Below are 16719 nucleotides of genomic sequence, written 5' to 3'. Positions count from 1 at the left end.
AACTGTCAACGCGTCGAACGGCGGCCGCGGTTTTCGACACCGGCGCCGAACGAGAGTTCCGCCGCCGCGTCGCCGACCTCGCGGCGCAGGATCGGGTCGAGGGAGCGCTCGGCGAGCATGACCGAGGCGAGCCGTCGCGACCGGCCGGCGTACCGGGGAAACGCCTGCCGCACGATGAGCTTCGCGAACAGCTGGTAGCGGCCGGACACCATCGCGGGCGCGTCGGCGAAGAAGCGCTCCACATAGGGGTCGGTGAGCTCCTCCTGGCCGTGCTGCCAGAAGCCGGCCGCGGCGGCCATCGCGATCCCGGCCCGCTCGTCGCGCACGATCAGCTCCCACGCCTCCGCCTTCGCGTCCGCGTCGGGCAGGGCGGCGTGGCACCTGGCGGCCTTCTCGGCGCCGCGGGTGCCGGGGTCGCGCCGGGACTCCGCGGTGACGTCGGCCGCGGACGCGGCGCCGAGCGCGGCGAGCCGGGCGAGCGCGTCCCAGCGCAGGTCCTGGCTGACGACGAGGCCCGTGGCGCCGGTGGGCGCGGGCAGCAGCGGCGACGACGCGGGCGCCGCCACGCCGGTGAGCACCGAGACCGGTGTGGGGGCGAGCCAGTCGGCGAGCGTCGGGACGTGCGGCGGCCCGGCGACCGTCGTCAGCGCGGTCGCGAGCGCGACCTGCCGCCCGCTGCCCGGCGCCGCCGCCGACAGGGCCGTGGCGCAGATCGTGGCGAGCGGGCCGAAGTCGACGAGCCCGCGCCGGGCGAGGTCGTCCCGGGCATACGCGAGGACCTCGACCAGCACGCTCGTCTCCGGCTCGCCGGCCAGCGCGGCCTCCAGCAGGGTGAGGAACGCCTCGGGGGACAGCTCGCCCTCGCCGGCGGCGTCCATCGCCGCGGTCCACAGCAGCGCACGCGCGTGGGAGTCGGCGATCGCGGGCAGGACGGACGGCAGCGCCGCGAGGCTGGCGGGGTCGAGGAGCACCTTCGCGTAGGTGTCGTCGACGAGCAGCACACCGCCCGGCGGCAGGCCGGACCGCCCGTCCACCGCGACGGACCCGCCGTCGAGGGTGACCGGGGCGTCCCGGACGCGTGCGCCGTGACTGTCGTACACCGTGATCCGGAACCGGTGCGGGCGCAGCGGCGCGCCGGTCTGCTCGACGGTCAGGCCCGACGGCCCGGGCAGCGGGCGCAACGTGTTGAACCCGGTGCTGCGCAGCCACAGGTCGGCCCAGCCGTCGAGGTCGGTGCCCGCCACCGAGCCCAGCACGGCGAGGAAGTCGGCGAGGCCGGCGTTGCCGAAGCGGAACCGCTCGAAGTAGGCGCGGAGCCCGGCGAGGAACACGTCGTCGCCGAGGAGCGCCGACAGCTGCCGCAGCGCCGCGGCGCCCTTGGCGTAGGAGATGCCGTCGAAGTTGAGGAACGCGGCGGCGGTGTCGGCGACGTCGTCGGGCGCGACCGGGTGCGTGGAGGGCCGCCGGTCGGCGAGCATGCCCCAGCGCTCGCGCCACGCCGCGAAGTCCGCGGCGGCACCGGGGTGGCGGCCGGTCTCGGCGGCGACCCGCCACCCCATCAGCTCGGCGAACGCCTCGTTGAGCCAGATGTCGTCCCACCACCTCAGGGTGACGAGGTCGCCGAACCACATGTGCGCCAGCTCGTGCGCCATGACCACGAAGCGGCGCAGCCGGTCGTAGTCGGTGGCCACGGTCCGGAAGAGGAACTCCTCCTTGAACGTGACCAGGCCCGGGTTCTCGACCGCGCCGCCCGGGAAGTCGGGGATGAACGCCTGGTCGTACTTGCCGAACGCGTACCGCACGCCGAAGAGCTCGTGGTAGCGGTCGAGGTTCGCGGCCGTGGCGGCGAACAGCTCGCCGGCGTCGGCGTCCAGGTGCGGCGCGAGGGACCGGCGGCAGAGCAGGCCGAGCGGGATGCCGTCGTGTTCCGCGGTACGGACGTGCCACGGCCCGGCGAGCACGGTGAAGAGGTACGGCGCGATCGGCGGGGTCGGCTCGAAGGCCCACACGCCGTCGCGGGCCTGGTGCAGCGGCGCGTTGCCGTGCACCGTCCACTGTGGAGGTGCGGTGACGGTCAGCGTGACGGGCGCCTTCAGGTCGGGCTGGTCGAAGCAGGCGAAGACGCGCTGCGCCTCGTCGAGCGGCGCCTGCCCGTACAGGTAGACCTCGCCGTCCTCGGGGTCGACGCTGCGGTGCAGCCCTTCGCCGGTCCGCGAGTAGGCCGCGGAGAACGTCACCTCGAGCCGGTTGGCGGCGCGCAGCCCGGGCAGCGGCAGCCGGTTGCCGTCCAGCGTGGCCGGGTCCAGGGTCCGCCCGTTGAGGACGATCCGCTCCGGCCGGACGTCTTTCATCTCCACGAAGGTGGCGGCGCCGGGTGAGGTGCAGGCGAAGTCGACGACGGTGCGGGAGACGTACGTGGCGGGGTCGGTGACGTCGAGGGAGACCGCGTATCCCCCGACGCGGACGAGTGCGGCTCGGGTCTGCGCCTCGACCCGGGTCAGGGCGCGGCTCGGGCTGATCATTCCCCGACGCTACCCGGACCGCGGCGGCGCAATGCGCCTACTCGGCCCGCGACAACGACAGTTCGCGCGGGTCCGGGCCGGCGGCGGTGGCGGTCGCCCCTGGGGCCACCCGGCCGGCGAGCAGCGCGCCGGCGATCGCCGGCAGCAGCGCGATCAGGAACGCGGCGACGTAGGCGACCGGCCCGGCGGTGACGAGCGCGGCGAACACCGCCCCGCCGACCGCGAGCACCACCGTCGTCAGCAGCGAGTCCGCGACCGACAGCGCGGAGCTGTTGACGCCCTGCTCGTCGGTCCGGGACAGCTGCAGGACCAGCGTGGACGCCGTCGGCGACGCCAGCCCCATGCCGAACCCGGCGACGCACCAGCCGGCCACGACCGCCGCGACGGGGACGGCCGGCGCGACCAGCGCGACCGCCGACAGCACGCCGAGCGCGATCGCCGACAGGCCGGTCCGCAGCCGCGCGGCGGGGCTGAAGCGCTGGCCCTGGCGGGCCTGGATCCACGAGCCGGCGGACCACAGCAGCGCCCCGGCGGTGAGGGTGAGCCCGGCCAGCGACGGGGTGAGGCCGCGCTCGCGGGTGAGCAGCAGCGGGATGAACACGTCGGCCTGCATGAACGCGGCGCCGGCGAGCCCACGGACGAGGATGACGCTCGGCAGGCCGCGGCGGGCGCCGAACGTGCCGGACGGCACCAGCCGCGGCCCGCAGACGGCGACCAGCAGCAGCCCGCCGGCCACGAGGGCGAGCCCGCCGTGCTGGCCACCCCAGTGCAGCAGCAGCACGCCCGCCGCGACGCCGGCCGCCCACGGTATGCGGGCGCCGGCCCGGGCACCGGGAGTGCCCGGGGTGCCTGGGGTGCCCGGGGTGCCGGCGGTGCCGGCGGTGCCGCCGATCGGGCGCACGTGCGGGCCGATCACCGCGGCGACGGGCAGGGTCGCGATCGCGATCAGCAGGAAGACCCAGCGCCAGCCGAGGTGCTCGACGATGAGCCCGGCGATGGCCGGGCCGACCACGGCGGGCAGGACCCACGCGGCGGACAGCGCGGAGAAGACGCGCGGGTGCGCCGACGCGGGGTACGCCCGCCCGACGACCACGTAGAGCGCCACGGTGATGAGCCCGCCGCCGAACCCCTGGACGAGGCGGCCGGCGATGAGCGTCCAGATGCCGGTGGCGAGGCCGGCGCCGAGCAGCCCGAGGCAGAACAGCACGACGCCGGCGAGGATCGGGCGGGCCGGGCCGCGCCGGTCGCACCAGGTGCCGGCGGCGACGGTGGCGACGATCCCGGTCGCGAACGGCCCACCGAACGCGAATCCGTAGAGGGCGAGGCCGTCGAGGGCCTGGGCGACGGTCGGCATGGCCGCCGTCACGGCCACCGCCTCGAAGGCGACGAACGTGACCAGCGTGACCATGCCGACCGTGAGCGCGTTGCGTTTCTGCACCTCGTCACGGTGCAACTTCAACAGCGGTTGAGGTCAACCCAGCGGCGCCGTCACCACCCACGTGGTGTCGGCCACGTAGTTGGCCGGGTTGTCCGACGGCCGGGCGCCGCCGTTGGACGCGATCGACAGCTCGCTGTTGTAGTGCCGCAGGTACATGTCCGGGAAGTTGTACGACTGGAACCGCACCCCGGCCTTGGCGCAGAAGGTCGCGTCGGCGTTGAAGACCGCGGAGCCGTCGCTCGCCGCGAGCTTGACCCGGTAGTCGTTGTGGCGCAGGTACCGGCCGGGGAAGTTGCGCGACTCGAAGGAGTAGCAGGTATTGTCGGCCAGGCCCGGCACCACGTCGAACGTGGCGTCCTCCCGGTCCAGCACCGGCGAGGAGGCGCTGATCTGGCTCAGCACCCCGAGGTTGGACTGGTGCCGCACGTACCGGTCGGTGAAGCCGGGCGTGGTGGCCCGCAGCGAGTGGAAGCCGCCGGCGACGCTCACGTCGCTGCGGAACCAGGGGGTGCCGATCCGCCAGGTCGTGTCGGCGGCCCAGTTCGTCGCGCTGTCGTAGGCAGCCGTGCCGCCGTTGGCCGCGATCCACACCTCCGAGTTGTAGTGCCGCAGGAACCGGGTCGGGAAGTTGTACGACCGCAGCGAGACGCCCGGTCCCCCGTTGCCGTCGGCGGCGCAGAACGTGGCGTCGGCGGCGAAGAGCGCGGAGCCGTCGTCGGCCGCGAGCTTCACCCGGAACGCCTGGTGCCGCAGGTACTGGCCGGGGAAGTCGCGCGCCTCCAGGGAGTAGCAGGCGGCGCCGGCCAGCCCGGGCCGCAGCACGAACGACGCGTCGAGCTTGTCGGCGGCGGAGCTGCCCGCGGCGATGACGCTGGTGACCGCGAGGTTGCTCTGGTGGCGCAGGGTGCGGTCGGTGTATCCGGGCGTGGTGACCCGCAGCGAGACGCCCTGCCCCACCGGCAGGACCGGGGTGGCGCCGCCGGTGGTCGACAGCTGGATGACGGTGACGGAGTTGGCCGGGAAGGTGTGCGTGAAGCTGGGCCCGGCGCCGCGCGTCGTGGTGACCGGCACGATGGCCGTCGGGCTGGTGATGGAGTTGCGGCCGTTCGGGTCGCCGGTGAGCGTGGTGACGGTCGCGGTGCCGCCGACGCTCGCCGCGCCGGTCACGTTCACCTGGGTGTCCACTGTGGATCCGGACCGGTTGACGACGGTGACGGCGACGGCGCCGCCGGTGGTCCGGGTGGCGACGTGGGTGAGGCCGCTGCCGCCGCTCAAGGTGGTGGGCACGACGTGGTCGCCGACGGTGGTGCCGAACATCTTCTGCACGTAGTAGGACGGCGAGCCGTAGGAGCTGACGGCGTTGAAGCCGATCAGGTTCGACGACCACTGCCAGTCGTCCACCGAGGTGAGCGCCGGGGCGTAGGCGGCGCCCATGACCAGGTCCGCGTTGCGGACGAGACCGGTCATGAAGGCGGCCTCGGCGAGCGCGCCGGACAGCGTGCCCGTGGGGTTGGTCGAGCTGCCGTTGGTGACGCCGTACTCGCCGACGAGGACCTTCGGTCCGTTGCGGTCGGCGCCGTCGTAGCGGGTGGCGAGCGCGGCGAACGCGTCCGGGTCGTTGTTGTAGTAGTGGTCGTCGATGACGTCCATCGGCCGGCTGGTGACCGCCCTGGTGGCGATGATCTGCAGCTGCGGGTAGCGGGCCTTGATCGCGTCGTACAGCATCGGGTAGCGGTAGGCGTTGTAGCTGTCGGTCCGGTCGAACCAGTCCTCGTTGCCGATCTCGACGTAGCGCAGCGGGAACGGCGCCGGGTGCCCGTCCGCGGCGCGCCGGGCGCCCCACGTGGTGTTCGTGCCGCCGGTGACGTACTCGATCTCGTCGAGCGCCTCCTGCACGTACTGCTGCATCTCGCCCTGCGGGGTGACGCTGCCGTTGAGCGTGTAGCCGGCGAAGACCCCGAGCATCGGCTCCGCGCCGGCCTGCTCGGCCATCTGCAGGTAGTTGAGCAGGCCGAACTGGTCGGTGGACCAGTACCCCCAGGCGTCGTTCTGGTGGCCGGGCCGCTGCTCGACCGGGCCGATGGTGTTCTTCCAGGCGAAGCGATTGGCGATGACGGCGCCTTCGAGGTAGTTGCCGCCGGGCACGCGGAAGAAGCCGGGCCTGGTGTCGGCCATCAGCTGCTCCAGGTCGCGGCGCAGGCTGCCGGTCGCCTGGAACGTCGGGCCGATCGCCTGCACGACGTCGAGCCAGACCGACTGGCCGGCGCCGGCGCCGTTCGCGGCGATGACGAACCGGTTGGCGGTCGACACCGGCGCGCCCGGGCCGGTGGTGAGCGTGGTGGTGAACTTCTGCCAGCCGGTGCCGAGGCCGGAGACGCTCGACGTAGCGTGGACAGCACCGCCGGTGCTCTCGATGGTGACCGTGAGCGGACCGGTGAAGCCGGCGGTGGCCCGCGCCCAGAAGGCGACCTGGTAGGTGGTCGAGGGCCGGACGCCGATGCCGTAGAAGCCGCCGTTGGCGGCGCCGACGCGCTGCCCGGGGCCGCTGCCGGTGACGGTGAGGCGCAGGGACCGCTGGTTGGCCGCGTTGAGCGGCCCGGCGGTGTCGGCGGCGATGCTGCCGGTGCCGCCACCGGCGGTGACCAGCGACCACGACGAGGGCGGGTTGGCGGTGCCCTCCTTCATGGTGCCGTTGCGGACCACGTTGGCGAGCAGTCCGCCCTCCATCGAGTGGTTGATGTCCTCGATGATGTGGCCGAACTGGTAGGGCCCGACGGCCGTGGTGGTGTGGCCGGCGTCGACGGTGAGCATGGCGGTGGCGGCGAAGGCGGGCGTGACGACCGACACCACGGCCGTCAATGTTACCGCTAACAGCAGCGGCAGGCGGATCTTGACCATGTGAGGAACTCCTGGATTGCTGGCGGGCAATGCGGTCAGCCTGGAGGCGGTCCCACATTCAGTCAAGACCCTGGATGTTAACGCTCACGTCCCGGGACGCATTTCATCGCCCGTTGACATGCGCCGGGAATCGGGGTCAACATGTGTTGGCCAACAGTTGTTGACATCGACGAGGAGGATGCCATGAAGACCGTCGTCGTCGGCGCCGGACCGACCGGGCTGCTGCTCGCGGGGGACCTCGCCGCCGCGGGCACCGACGTGACCGTCCTGGAGCGGCGCACCAACGAGTCCAACCTGACCAGGGCGTTCGGCGTGCACGCGCGGACCCTGGAGCACCTCGACGCCCGCGGGCTCGCCGACGAGCTCATCGCGACCGGGACGCCGGTGTCGAGGCTGCGGCTGTTCAACCGCGTGCGGGTCGACCTCGGCGTGCTGCCGACCCGCTTCCCGTTCCTGCTGATCACCCCGCAGTACCACGTGGAGCGGCTGCTGGAGCGGCGGGCGCTGGACCTGGGCGCCCGCATCGTGCGCGGCGCGACGGTCACCGGGCTGCGCGGGGACGCGGTCCTGACCGAGGACGGGGCCCACCCCGCCGACTACGTCGTGGGCGCCGACGGCGTGCACAGCGCCGTGCGCGAGGCGATCGGCATGCCGTTCCCCGGCAAGGCGGTGCTGCGCTCGATCATGCTCGCCGACGTGCGGCTCACCGACGCGCCGCGGGACGTGCTCGCGGTCAACGCCGTCGGCGACGCGTTCGCGTTCGTCGCGCCGTTCGGCGACGGGTGGTTCCGCGTCTTCTGCTGGGACCGGCTCGCGCAGCGGCCCGACAGCGCGCCGCTGGAGCTCGACGAGGTCCGCGACGTGACCCGCCGGGCGCTCGGCACCGACTTCGGCATGCGGGAGGCGCGCTGGCTGTCGCGCTTCCACAGCGACGAGCGGCAGGTGCCGCAGTACCGGCAGGGCAACGTCTTCCTCGCCGGCGACGCCGCCCACGTGCACTCCCCGGCGGGCGGGCTGGGCATGAACACCGGCCTGCAGGACGCGGCGAACCTGAGCTGGAAGCTGGCCGCGGTCGCGCAGGGTTGGGCCCCCGACGGGCTCCTCGACACGTACCAGAGCGAGCGGCACCCGGTCGGCGAGCTGGTGCTGCGCAGCAGCGGCGGGCTGATCCGCCTCGCGATGCTGCACTCCCGCGCCGCGCGGGCCGGCCGCAACCTGCTCGGCGGGGCGCTGCTGCACGTGCCGACGATCATGCGCAAGGCCGCCGGCACGGTGTCCGGCATCGGGATCGACTACCCCGACGCGCCCCGGCAGCCCGACGTGCTTCTTCCTCCGGATTCGCGCCTGTACGAGCTGCTGCGGGCCGGACGGCACGTCCTGCTCGCACCCTCGGCGCCGGTGGGTTACGACGACCGCCTGACGCACGCGTTGAACGACCGTTTTGTCCTCGTCCGGCCCGATGGCCACACCGCCTGGACCGGCACAGAGCGGGAGCTTCCGGTCGCGCTGCGGCGCCACCTCGGCCCGCCACGGTGATCCGCGACACCCCCCGTCCACGTTGCTCTTGACATGGGAGCGGTGATCCATGTGTCATGCCCGTCACAGAGCGGCTCTCGTTGGGTTGCCGCCGACGCCGGACCGCCGCCGCGGGCCCGGCGGCGGCGCACACGGGGACGACGGACGCGCCTGCGAGACGTGCCGGGCCCCGCGCCGCCACGGGGGGCCCGGCACCTCGCTTGTCCTAGTTGTGGCCCAGCCTCGCTTGTCCTAGTTGTGGCCCAGCCTCGGCTTGTCGCCCTCGCGCTCGACCACCACGAACTGCCCCATCATCCCCTCGTCCTCGTGCCGCAGGACGTGGCAGTGGAACATGTACGCCGTCGTCGGGTCGGCGTAGTCGGCGAACGCGGCGATCACCGAGTAGCGCCGGCCGGGCTCCAGGAACAGGGTGTCCTTCCAGCCACCGAGCTCCGGCGGGGGCGCTGCGCCGTCGACCGACAGCACCTGGAACTGCACGTCGTGGATGTGGAAGCTGTGCGGGGTGCCGTGCCCGTTGGCGACGTTCCAGACCTCGGTGGTGTCCTTGACGACGACGGCGTCCACCCGGTCCATGTCCATCCCGTCGTCGTTGATGTCGCGGCCCTGGAACGTGAAGGTCCGCCGCTGCGCCGCCTGCTTCGGGTCCAGCCGCTGGATGTCGGCGAGCTTCTCCGGCAGCGTCCCGGCCTTCAGGTCGCCGGCCGCCCGCAGCTGCAGCACGTCGAACGAGTCGCGGCCGCCGTGGAACCTGCCGAGGCCGGTCGCCCGGCTGCGCAGCTCGACCCGCTCCCCCGGCCGCATCGCGACGACGACCTCGGCCCGCTCCCCCACCGACAGCCGCACGTGATCGGTGCTGTACGGCGCGGCGAGCAGCCCGCCGTCCGTGCCGATCATCGTGAGCGGGCGGCCGTCGGACATCGTGAAGTCGTACACCCGCGCCGTCGACGCGTTGAGCAGCCGCAGCCGCACCAGTGTGGTCCGCACGTCCAGGAACGGGCCCCGGGTGCCGTTGACGAGGAGCTCGTCGCCGAGGATGCCCACGTCGCTGCCGAACCGGTCGCTCATGCTCAGCTGGTCACCGTCGAAACCCTTGTCCTGCACGACGACCGGGACGTCGTCGACGCCGTACTCGTGCGGCAGCCCGGCCGGCTGCTGGTCGTCGTCCAGGATGAACAGGCCGGCGAGGCCGCGGTAGACCTGCCGCTCGGTGCGGTCACTGGGGTGCGGGTGGTACCAGAGCGTCGCCGCCGGCTGGTCGACCGTCCACGCGGCCTGGTAGTCACTGCCGGGCGGGATCGGGTGGTGCGGCCCGCCGTCGACCTTCGCCGGCAGGTGCATCCCGTGCCAGTGCACGGTCGTCGGCTCGTTGAGCCGGTTGTGCACGTTGACCGCGACCCGCTCGCCGCGCGCGGCCCGCAGGGTCGGGCCGAGGTAGCTGCCGTTGTACCCCCAGGTGCGGGTGTTCGCGCCGTGGCCGAGGTCGCTGGCGCCGGGCTGCGCGGTCAGGTCGAAGACCCGGGTGCCGTCCGCGCCGACGGTCGACGGCGCGAGCGGCGGGATCTTGAGCGGCCGGTCGAACGCGACCTTGCCCACGGTGTCCACGGCCGTGCCGGACACCAGCCAGACGACGGCCGCGACGCCGCCCCCGCAGAGCAGGAGCAGCAGGCCCAGCCCACCGAGAAGCCACTTGCGCACCGTCGTCCCCTTCACCGTTCACCGTCATAGGTAGCTCTGCTACATGTAGCTTCGCTGCTCACGGCGATCCCCACATCGGGGAAAACCTCAGGGACAACCCCCAATCGCACCGTCCCGGGCTCCGCGATACTTGGCGGGTGGTTATCGACGCGTACGTGACCTCGCTCGGCGCCTCGCTGCGTGGCCCGCGCGCGGCGAAGCGGGAGCTGCTGACCGAGGTGCGCGACAGCCTGCACGACGCCGCCGCGCACCACGAGTCGGCCGGCCTGCCGGCCCCGGCCGCGGCGCGGCTGGCCGTCGACGAGTTCGGCACGGTCCGCGAGCTCGCCGCGGATTACCAGCGCGAGCTGGCGCTGCTGCAGGCCCGCCGGACCGCCCTCCTCGTCGCCGGCGCCGTCGCCGCCCAGCAGGTGATCTCCGAGGTGGCGTGGCGGTCCGCGGCCACCGGCTGGTCGTGGCAGCCGAGCTGGGGATACATGGTCCTCGCCCGCACCGTCGACTACGCCGGCTACTCCGTCGTGCTCCTCGGCCTGCTCGCCGCCGTCGCCTGCGGGGCCGGCAGCCGCTTCGTCAGCGTCGGCGGCGGCTTCGCCCGCGCGACGGGGATGGCGGCGATCGGCGTCTGCGCGTTCTTCGTCCTCGGCGGGGCGGCCCTGTCGGCGCTGAGCCCCACCTGGCACGCCACGACGTCCGCCAGCCTGTCCCCGCCGGCGCTCGCCGCGGCGGTCATCACCACCGCGACGCCGGTGTGGATGGTGTATTCGGGGCTGCGCTGCCTGCGGGCCGCCGCCCCGACGCGGTCAGCCCTGGGCCGGCACCCGGTCCAGGAAGCCTAGGACCTGGTTGATCCGGCCATCCGCGGCGACGGTGACCACGTCGAAGCCCGCGACCGGCGCCTCCTGCCCCGGCAGCCCCATCTCCCAGCCGAACCGCGCCTGGTCGTGGTGGCCGTCGACGGCGCCGAGCGGGGTGATGACGAAGCCCGGGAACTGGGCCTGCACGCCGCCGATCATCCAGTCGATCTCCGACTGGCCGCGGGCCGCCGCCATCGGGTCGGCGAACGTCACGTCCTCGGTGAACAGCGCGTCGATCGCCACCCGGCGGGCCTGCGGGTCCGTCTCGTTCCACACCTCGATGTACCGCTTGACGATGCTCTCGTAGTCGCTCATGCCGTTTTCGCTCATGGGTTCAGCCTGCCGGCGCCCGCGCGCCCGGTCGATTCCCCTCGAGGTAATGGCGACGCTTCCGTCCGGGTTCGTACCATCGCGGCATGACGCAACCTGTGGGGGTGCTGCTCCGGGAGTGGCGGGAGCGGCGCAGGCTGAGCCAGCTCGAGCTGTCGATCCAGGCGGAGATCTCGACCCGGCACCTGAGCTTCGTCGAGACGGGCCGCTCCAAGCCGACCAGCGCGATGATCCTGCGCCTCACCGAGCACCTGGAGGTCCCGCTGCGGGACCGCAACGCGCTGCTGCTCGCCGGCGGCTACGCGCCCGCGTACCCGGAGGGCGGGCTCGACGCGCCGCAGCTGCGGGCGGTGCGGGCGTCGCTGCGGCAGGTGCTGACCGGGCACGAGCCGTTCCCGGCCGTGGTGGTGGACCGGCTGTGGACGATGCTCGACGCCAACGCGCCCGTCCACCGGCTGGTCGCGGGGGTGGCGCCGGCGCTGCTGGAGCCGCCGGTCAACGTGCTGCGCCTATCGCTGCACCCGGACGGGCTCGCGCCGCGGATCGTCAACCTCGGCGAGTGGCGGGCGCACCTGCTGGGCCGGCTGGACCGCCAGGCCCGCACCACCGGCGACCCGGCGCTGTCCGACCTGCTCGCGGAGCTGTCGGCGTACCCGGGCGGCGACGGCCCGGCGCCCGCCCCGCACGACGTCGTGGTGCCGCTGCGGATCCGCCAGGACGGCGTCGAGCTGCGGTTCTTCAGCATCACCGCGGTGTTCGGCTCGCCGCTGGACGTCACCGTCGCGGAGCTCGCCATCGAGTCGTTCTTCCCCGCCGACGCGGCCACCGCCGCGGCGCTCGGCACGGCGCTCGGCGCCGCCTGACGGTGGCACGTTTCTGGGATTCGAGGAAGTGCGGCCGACCGTAACGTCATATGCATCGCAAGGCCACACCGAAGAACTTCCCACACCAGAAGGAGCACCAAATGAGCGAGTACGACGGCGGCTACGACGGCGGCACCGACTACGGTCACGTCGAGACCGGCGAGAACCACGAGGCGCTGGACCAGCTGCACCAGGTCGACGCCAGCCAGAACAACTACGACTCGCAGTTCAACGTCTACGAGCAGGACCACGCGTCGGCCGAGAACACCAGCTTCGACCAGGGCCACCACGTGTCCGTCACGGACCCGAGCGGCGCGCGGTACGAGGAGTCGGACTTCACCTCCTACGACCACTCCGCCGCCGAGACGGACCACGTGTTCGCCGCGGAGGGCTCCGAGTCGGCGTCCTCGAGCGAGTTCCACGAGCTCGAGGCCCTGCAGGCCCGCCTGGACAGCGCGTTCGGCTCGGCGACCGAGCTGCACACCAACGGTGGCCCGGCCATCGCGGGCAGCTGAGCTCCGCACGACCGAAGCTCCTGACGGTGTGGTTGACCGCGCCGGCCCCTGGATTCAGCCCCTGGGGCCGGCGACCCACCAGAGCTGTTCAGATCACCTACGCACTCGGTTGTTCGACTTCGTTCGGGTGTCCGGGACTGTCCGGACATTCCCGGCCGCCCGAACGAAGTCGGCCATCCGGGTGCGTTTTGGTGTTCATTCAGTAAGAAACGCGACCGGTCCTTGATCACACGGACGATCGGCCACACAATGCCGCCCATGGCGCGAATCGGAATCGGTGACGCCGTGGCGATCTGGCGGCACCGCCGCGACCGCCGCCGCCGGCAACAGCAGCAACACAACAACCAGCAGCACAACCAGCAGCAGCGCCGCCGCAACCGCGACAGCGGCGACGGGTGCGACTGCGACGCCTGTGACTGCAACCCGTTCATGCTCGGCTCGCTGCTCGGCCTGATGGCGATCGCCGCGCCCCGGCGGGCACCGCGCCGCACCACGACCGCCCCCGGCCGCGCGGGCGTCGCCGCGATCCGCGGCTACCAGCGCTGGCTGTCGCCGCACCTGCCGACGCACTGCCGGCACTTCCCGACCTGCAGCGACTACGGGTTGCAGGCCGTCCGGCGGTACGGGCTCGTCGAGGGCTCCCGGCTGACCGCGGCTCGCATCCGGCGCTGCAACCCGTCGACCCCGCACGGCACCAAGGACCCCGTGCCGTAAACCGCGTTGCCCGCCCGCGACCCCGGCGGCCACGATGGCGGTCATGCAACCGGACGTGGCGTGGGCCTTCGAGGAGGCGCTGCGGGCCGGCGAGGACCGCCGGTGGGAGCTCGTCACGCACCTGCACGTCCACGGCGGCCGGGAAGCGCTCGGGATCGCGGCCCGGCTCGGGCGGGCCGCCGAGCCGTCCCGCCGCGAGCTCGCCGCCGAGGTCCTCGGCCAGCTCGGCACCGTGCTCGGCACGCCCGGTCCCAACCCCGGGGCCGCTCCTGGTCATCGGGCCACGCCTGGCCGCAGTGCCGCCGACGGGCCGTTCCGGGACGAGGCCACGGCGCTGCTGCTGGCGATGATCGCGCGTGAGGACGACCCGGCGGTCCTGTACAGCCTCGCCGTGGCGCTCGGGCACATGGCCGGCGAGGACAGCGTCGCGCCGCTGGTGCGGCTGCGCGCCCACCCGGACGCGGACGTGCGCGGCGGCGTCGTGTTCGGGCTGCTGGGCCGCGAGACCCGGGCCGCCCTCGACGCGCTGATCGAGCTGTCCGCCGACGACGAGCCCCGCGTGCGCGACTGGGCCACGTTCGGCCTCGCCCGGCAGAGCGACGCCGACTTCCCCGCGCTGCGCGAGGCGCTGGCCGCCCGGCTCGACGACGACGACACCGACACCCGCGCCGAGGCGGTGCACGGCCTGGCGGTCCGCGGGGACGAGCGGGCCATGCCGCGGCTGCTGTCGTTCCTGGCGGACCCGGATCCCGTCGCCGACCTGCTCGTCATCTTCGAGGCGATGTGCGAACTCGCCGCCGCGACGGGCGATCCGCGGCTGCTGCCATATCTGGAGGCGGAGCTTTCGTCGTACACCGGCGAACCCCCGGAACCGGAGCTGCTCCGGGCGCTCGAACGATACGGCCGATTCCATTGACTATCAGAATGCAATTCGGAATTCGGCTCTTGACGCCTTGAAAAGCGCGCAACGTGGGCGTGTTAGGCTCCTGACCTGGACTGCCCCGCGGGTCTACCTAGAGAGTTGCGCATGAGCAATCACCGGTCCGTCGTCATCAACGGCGACCTCGGCAGTGGCAAGAGCACCGTTTCGGTGGAGCTCGCCGGCCGGCTCGGACTGCGGCGCATCAGCGTCGGCGACATGTACCGGCAGATGGCCGAGGAACGCGGCATGACCGCGCTCCAGCTCAACCTCCACGCCGAGCTCGACGACGCGATCGACAGCGCGGTGGACGAGCTGCAGAGCAACATCGCCAAGTCCGGCGAGCAGCTCATCGTCGACAGCCGGCTCGCGTGGTTCTTCTTCCACGACGCGTTCAAGGTGCACCTCATCACCGAGCCCAACGAGGCGGCCCGTCGCGTCCTCGCCCGCCCGCACAGCGAGGTGGAGCGTTACGCGACGCTGGAGGAGGCCAAGGAGCGCCTGCACGGCCGCAGCGAGAGCGAGCGGGTGCGGTTCCTGACCCGGTATGGCGCCGACAAGCTGCGCCTGCGCAACTACGACCTGGTCTGCGACAGCACGCGGGCGCGGCCGGACGACATCGTCGCGATGATCGTGGACGCCTTCGAGGGCCGCCTCGGCGGCGACATCCTCCGCGAGCGGCCGCCGCTGCTGCTGCTGGACCCGATGCGGATCTACCCGACCCGTTCGCTGGACTCCCTGGACTCGGTGGACGGCGCCTTCGTCGCCTCGATCGGCGACGCCGGGCCGGAGGCGCTGGAGCCGCTGACGATCGGGCACTCCGGGCCGGACTACTACGTCATCGACGGCCACCGCAGGCTCAGCGCCGCCGTGCAGAACGAGTTCCGTCTCGTGCCCGCCAGCCTGCTGGCCGAGGGTGAGGAGCCGGTGACCGCGCGGCTGAGCGCCAACGACTACTTCCGGGTGCACGTCACCGACGAGGTGGTCTCGGCGTGGCAGCGGGCTCACAAGATCGAGCTTCCGGTACCTGCCCTGGTTGAGTAGTCCTACTCAGGCCTTTCGCCACATGGCGGACGAGACTCGTCCGCATGACAACACCAGTGCCCACGAAGACCACCACGGCATTCTTCCTGCAGTCCGCGGTCTCGTTCGGGGTCGCGGTGGTCGGCCTCGGTATCGGCATCGCCTACCTGCCGGTCAACCAGTGGATGCGTGCGTTTCTCGCCATCGGGTTGCTCTACACCGTCACGTCGGCGTTCACCCTTGCCAAGTGCGTCCGTGACCACCAGGAGTCCGCGGGCGTCGTCCAGCGGGTCGATCAGGCGCGCCTGGACAAGCTGCTGACCGACCACGACCCGTTCCGCTCTTAGCTTCTCCGTTTCTCGTCCTAGTTTCTCCGTTTTTTCGGACATTTCGGTTCTGTCAGCGCTCGGGTGGCCGCCCGGGCGCTGCCGCATGAGGTGATCGGCTAGATCACACCCGTCATGACTAGGCCAGACGGCGTACTAGCTGTATGGTTCAGCGCAACATGGCGACCTTGAAGGGCGCCATACTGATCGCGCACGATTGAGTGATCTGGACCACTCTCGGCGCGCGCCGATATGCCCGATCCGGGGCTATCGTGCGGCTTTCCAGTCGTGCTATTTCTTAGGCGTGACTTAAGAATCCTAAAGGTTGCCACAACGGCACTCCGTAGGGTTTCACTCCCCTGGCGAAGCGTGGGATGCTTCGACCCGGAAAACGGTTACGCAAGGTTGCGAGCGACGTACCGAACGCCGATCTTGACGGCATTGCCGAGAATGAATCGCGCCCGGTTTCTCGCCAGACATATGCAGTCGAAAGTAAGGAGCGGAATCACCAACCGAGCATTCACGCCGAAAAGCTCCGACAGGCCAACGTGCCGCGTCGACTGACGGATGTCGACTGATCCGGGAGGATTCCCAGCACATGAGCACGCACGACAACGCTTCCACCAACCGCCGCCCGTTACGACGCACGAGCGTGGGCTTCGTCGCCGCGGCACTCTTCGCCACCGGCGCGCTGAGCGCCTGCAAGGACCTGCCGGCGACCGGCTCGGCGCCCCGCCCCTCGGCGAGCGGCGCACAGCCCTCCGGCTCGGCCGGCACGGGCACCGCGCCGTCGACGTCCGCGTCTCCCGTGGCGTCGCCGTCGAAGAGCGCCGGCAGCTCGACCAGCGCCAAGCCGCCCGCGCCCGGTGGCGGCGGTGGCGTGCCGGCGACCTACACGGTCGCCGGGTACCCGGCCGCGCACAACACCGGCTACCCGCAGGGCCTGCCCGGTGACACGCGCAAGAAGGTGACGCTGACGCCGTACACCGGACCGATGACGATCACGGTCGCCGGCACGGTCATCGACGGCAAGGACATCAACGGCCACATCGAGATCAAGGCCAAGAACGTGACGATCCGCAACAG

At 72.3% G+C, this 16719-nt stretch carries 12 protein-coding genes and 2 pseudogenes; 9 read left to right on the top strand and 5 right to left on the bottom strand.

All coding sequences use genetic code 11. From position 1 onward, the window contains the following. Nucleotide 1 precedes the first annotated feature (1 nt). The 3 genes and pseudogenes from pepN to ABZ321_RS36995 form a co-directional block, all read right to left on the bottom strand. A pseudogene (gene pepN / locus ABZ321_RS37005) lies at nucleotides 2-2522 on the bottom strand (aminopeptidase N); the annotation flags it as partial. Nucleotides 2523-2559: 37 nt separating this feature from the next. Further along, nucleotides 2560-3960: an MFS transporter gene (locus tag ABZ321_RS37000; RefSeq protein WP_354900178.1), complete on the bottom strand. Its 1401-nt coding sequence runs from the start codon at nucleotides 3958-3960 to the stop codon at nucleotides 2560-2562. A gap of 33 nt (nucleotides 3961-3993) precedes the next feature. Then, the gene (locus ABZ321_RS36995) at nucleotides 3994-6858 is read right to left on the bottom strand and encodes an AbfB domain-containing protein (RefSeq protein WP_354900176.1); all 2865 of its coding nucleotides are present in this window, start codon (nucleotides 6856-6858) and stop codon (nucleotides 3994-3996) included. A 183-nt stretch (nucleotides 6859-7041) separates the two neighbouring features. Between ABZ321_RS36995 and ABZ321_RS36990 the strand changes: the two genes are divergently transcribed. Next, nucleotides 7042-8394 carry an FAD-dependent monooxygenase gene (locus tag ABZ321_RS36990; protein WP_344510430.1) on the top strand — a complete coding sequence of 451 codons (1353 nt, stop codon included), beginning with the start codon at nucleotides 7042-7044 and terminating at the stop codon, nucleotides 8392-8394. Between the two features lie 231 nt (nucleotides 8395-8625). Here the strand turns inward: ABZ321_RS36990 and ABZ321_RS36985 are convergent, their stop codons facing one another. Then, complete coding sequence (locus tag ABZ321_RS36985; protein ID WP_354900174.1) at nucleotides 8626-10089, bottom strand: multicopper oxidase domain-containing protein; 1464 nt, start codon at nucleotides 10087-10089, stop codon at nucleotides 8626-8628. A gap of 137 nt (nucleotides 10090-10226) precedes the next feature. Between ABZ321_RS36985 and ABZ321_RS36980 the strand changes: the two genes are divergently transcribed. After that, nucleotides 10227-10925: a permease prefix domain 1-containing protein gene (locus ABZ321_RS36980; RefSeq protein ID WP_354900172.1), complete on the top strand. Its 699-nt coding sequence runs from the start codon at nucleotides 10227-10229 to the stop codon at nucleotides 10923-10925. Here ABZ321_RS36980 and ABZ321_RS36975 read toward each other — a convergent pair. Next, nucleotides 10890-11273 carry a nuclear transport factor 2 family protein gene (locus tag ABZ321_RS36975; protein WP_344510436.1) on the bottom strand — a complete coding sequence of 128 codons (384 nt, stop codon included), beginning with the start codon at nucleotides 11271-11273 and terminating at the stop codon, nucleotides 10890-10892. The genes ABZ321_RS36980 and ABZ321_RS36975 overlap by 36 nt on opposite strands. A gap of 86 nt (nucleotides 11274-11359) precedes the next feature. On the opposite strand from ABZ321_RS36975, the gene ABZ321_RS36970 reads away from it, so the two are divergent. The 7 genes and pseudogenes from ABZ321_RS36970 to ABZ321_RS36940 form a co-directional block, all read left to right on the top strand. Beyond that, nucleotides 11360-12136, top strand: a complete 777-nt coding sequence (locus tag ABZ321_RS36970) for a helix-turn-helix transcriptional regulator (protein WP_354900170.1) — start codon at nucleotides 11360-11362, stop codon at nucleotides 12134-12136. 101 nt (nucleotides 12137-12237) lie between these two features. Further along, entirely contained in the window at nucleotides 12238-12651 is a 414-nt protein-coding gene (locus tag ABZ321_RS36965) for a hypothetical protein (protein ID WP_344510440.1), read from the top strand. Between the two features lie 258 nt (nucleotides 12652-12909). Then, nucleotides 12910-13365 carry a membrane protein insertion efficiency factor YidD gene (gene yidD, locus ABZ321_RS36960; protein ID WP_354900168.1) on the top strand — a complete coding sequence of 152 codons (456 nt, stop codon included), beginning with the start codon at nucleotides 12910-12912 and terminating at the stop codon, nucleotides 13363-13365. Between the two features lie 43 nt (nucleotides 13366-13408). After that, nucleotides 13409-14281: a HEAT repeat domain-containing protein gene (locus ABZ321_RS36955; protein ID WP_354900166.1), complete on the top strand. Its 873-nt coding sequence runs from the start codon at nucleotides 13409-13411 to the stop codon at nucleotides 14279-14281. 111 nt (nucleotides 14282-14392) lie between these two features. Then, nucleotides 14393-15328, top strand: coding sequence for an AAA family ATPase (locus ABZ321_RS36950; RefSeq protein WP_344510445.1), 936 nt, complete (start codon nucleotides 14393-14395; stop codon nucleotides 15326-15328). A gap of 44 nt (nucleotides 15329-15372) precedes the next feature. After that, complete coding sequence (locus ABZ321_RS36945; protein WP_344510446.1) at nucleotides 15373-15654, top strand: YiaA/YiaB family inner membrane protein; 282 nt, start codon at nucleotides 15373-15375, stop codon at nucleotides 15652-15654. Nucleotides 15655-16231: 577 nt separating this feature from the next. Further along, nucleotides 16232-16719, top strand: a pseudogene (locus ABZ321_RS36940) (hypothetical protein); the annotation flags it as partial.

It is taken from the genome of Dactylosporangium sp. NPDC006015 (assembly GCF_040614215.1).
GTDB classification, from domain to species: Bacteria; Actinomycetota; Actinomycetes; order Mycobacteriales; family Micromonosporaceae; genus Dactylosporangium; species Dactylosporangium maewongense.
The sequence above is the reverse complement of the archived record's forward strand: the minus strand, read 5'-3'. Positions and strand labels throughout refer to the sequence as shown.

Excerpts from the sequence above, each read along its gene's own strand:
- ABZ321_RS36990 (WP_344510430.1), top strand. The coding sequence starts at position 7,042 with ATGAAGACCGTCGTCGTCGGCGCCGGACCGACCGGGCTGCTGCTCGCG.
- ABZ321_RS36950 (WP_344510445.1), top strand. The coding sequence starts at position 14,393 with ATGAGCAATCACCGGTCCGTCGTCATCAACGGCGACCTCGGCAGTGGC.
- ABZ321_RS36965 (WP_344510440.1), top strand. The coding sequence starts at position 12,238 with ATGAGCGAGTACGACGGCGGCTACGACGGCGGCACCGACTACGGTCAC.
- ABZ321_RS36975 (WP_344510436.1), bottom strand. The coding sequence starts at position 11,273 with ATGAGCGAAAACGGCATGAGCGACTACGAGAGCATCGTCAAGCGGTAC.
- ABZ321_RS36945 (WP_344510446.1), top strand. The coding sequence starts at position 15,373 with ATGACAACACCAGTGCCCACGAAGACCACCACGGCATTCTTCCTGCAG.
- yidD (WP_354900168.1), top strand. The coding sequence starts at position 12,910 with ATGGCGCGAATCGGAATCGGTGACGCCGTGGCGATCTGGCGGCACCGC.
- ABZ321_RS36995 (WP_354900176.1), bottom strand. The coding sequence starts at position 6,858 with ATGGTCAAGATCCGCCTGCCGCTGCTGTTAGCGGTAACATTGACGGCC.
- ABZ321_RS36970 (WP_354900170.1), top strand. The coding sequence starts at position 11,360 with ATGACGCAACCTGTGGGGGTGCTGCTCCGGGAGTGGCGGGAGCGGCGC.
- ABZ321_RS36955 (WP_354900166.1), top strand. The coding sequence starts at position 13,409 with ATGCAACCGGACGTGGCGTGGGCCTTCGAGGAGGCGCTGCGGGCCGGC.